2 protein-coding genes are annotated in these 1,900 nt (G+C 40.1%); both read left to right on the top strand.

Going from position 1 to position 1,900, the window contains the following annotated elements:
* Positions 1-305 precede the first annotated feature (305 nt).
* A complete protein-coding gene (locus tag A3756_RS15000) occupies positions 306-659 on the top strand; it encodes a DUF6488 family protein (RefSeq protein WP_068510782.1) in 354 nt (117 codons plus the stop codon).
* Positions 660-1,530: 871 nt separating this feature from the next.
* The coding region (locus A3756_RS15005; protein WP_304438887.1) for a hypothetical protein at positions 1,531-1,900 on the top strand (370 nt) is incomplete at its 3' end.

Here is a 1,900-nt window from a genome sequence, read left to right on the forward strand (position 1 = left end):
TAATGAATCTGCGCCACATTGTTTATGGCAATCGGGCCAAACGTGAAACAAGCTCGTAGGTCTGCCTTTGGCACTAAGTCGCCATAGATCAAAGTCCGCTTCTCTCACAAAGGCAATTATCAGAAGTAGAAGGCAAGAATGGTGATTTATGGATTTATAGCGTGCTGCGTTGATGCTAAGGTAGAAAAATACAGATTCTATAGGTGCAAATAATGAGTGAAAAAAACGGCAAATTCCTTACAGAATTGAACTTTATATATATCAATAGCTTACGAAATGTAAGCCTTACAAAGGTTGCTTAATTTATGAAATACTTAATTAGCGCTCCATTGATCTTAGTTATGTTTCTATTCGGGCAAACTGCATTGGCAGGACCAGGAAGTGGTCATTCCCACGGGCATCAACATAAACCTATCACTAGTGAGCAAGCTATCAATAAAGCAACAAAGCATGTCTGGAAGTTGGCCAAGAAGGGCAAAATTGACGCATCTTGGTCTAGCGTAACTTCTAAATCAGTCGAGGAAAAATCATTCGGACATGGCCCAGAATGGGTCGTTACATTTGAGAATGAGTCCATCGAAGACCCTAAAAAGCAAACGCTTTACGTTTTCTTTACGATCAACGGAAAGTACTTGGCTTCTAACTTTACGGGGCAGTAAGGCCTAACGGGAGGTGTTCGCACCTCCCTTCCTATATTTTGCTTATGTCCAGTTTGAGGCCATCTTCTCTTGAAAAACGACCTTGCTTCCAAGAATCTTAATTGTTCAAATCTGAATAAGTCTCGTGAAGAGCTTTAAATAACCTGCTTGAGTGTGCGATACCTAGAGGTTTTATTGATCCAGAGTGGGCTAAGAGTGGGGGGGGAATACCTATCTGGCTTGTCATAATAGCTTTGATTTAGGGTAGGGCCGTTTAGAATGATCTAGCGGATATAGTGTCTATAGAGCTTTGAGAAAAATATGTGGTTAAATGTGACTTTATGCCTCAGCGCTATGTCTGAATGGTAGAGTAAGGACAGTATCACAGAGCCTTATAAACTGAATTTCAATTTTTAATCGAGTATCTACTATGAAAAGTTGCACCTTTAAGCAGCCCGGTTGAGTAGTGTTGAGTTTGGCCCCTGAAATATGGGGCTTTTTTTTGCGTTAAGGTTAGGTGCTAATGATCCTTTATTTGGGGTCGTCAAAATTATTATCTAATAAGATCAGAGTTTTAAAGATACCAAGGGAATAAAATGTCTGATATTCTTATAGAAGCTCAAAAGGAAGGGTTTCTCCCAGAAACTCAAGTGGCATTGGGCACTAGCGAAGAAACGATCGAATGTGAAGGTTGTTATTCGCAGGTACAAGAAAGGGATTTAAAAGGCGGGGAGGCATGTCCTTACTGTTCTCTCGTGATTGCATAAAGTGCGAAAGAACATTTCCTAGCTTTGATCAAGTCTATAAAGGTCACCTAACAAAGACCCTCTGATTCGTAAATCCCTTTTGATGCTGAAATATAATCTATTTTCACTATTCAGGGGATAAAGGAATGCAAAATACGGCTATAAAAGTTATATCAACGTGCTTAGTTACTGGAACTCTAATTGGCTGTAATGGAGGTGGAAGTGGTGGCGGTGGAGCTGCCCCTGGAACTAATGGCGGTCAAGGTGGTGGAGTAGGGCCTGAGTTAGTAATCGAGTTTAGAGAGGCACCTCTAGACCCAAAGGTTTTTAATCTGCTTTCAAATGATAGAAGTACAGAAAATCACTTTAACCCTGAAGAAAAGTTAAGCATAACTTGGATGACAACGGTTAAATATTCGGATGACACTACGTTAGGTGTTAATCAAAGAGAGCTTTACCAAGCAAAGGTCTATCTGAGTGATAATGATATTATTGAGATTGATAATGATCTGGAGT

It is taken from the genome of Oleiphilus sp. HI0086, assembly GCF_001635225.1.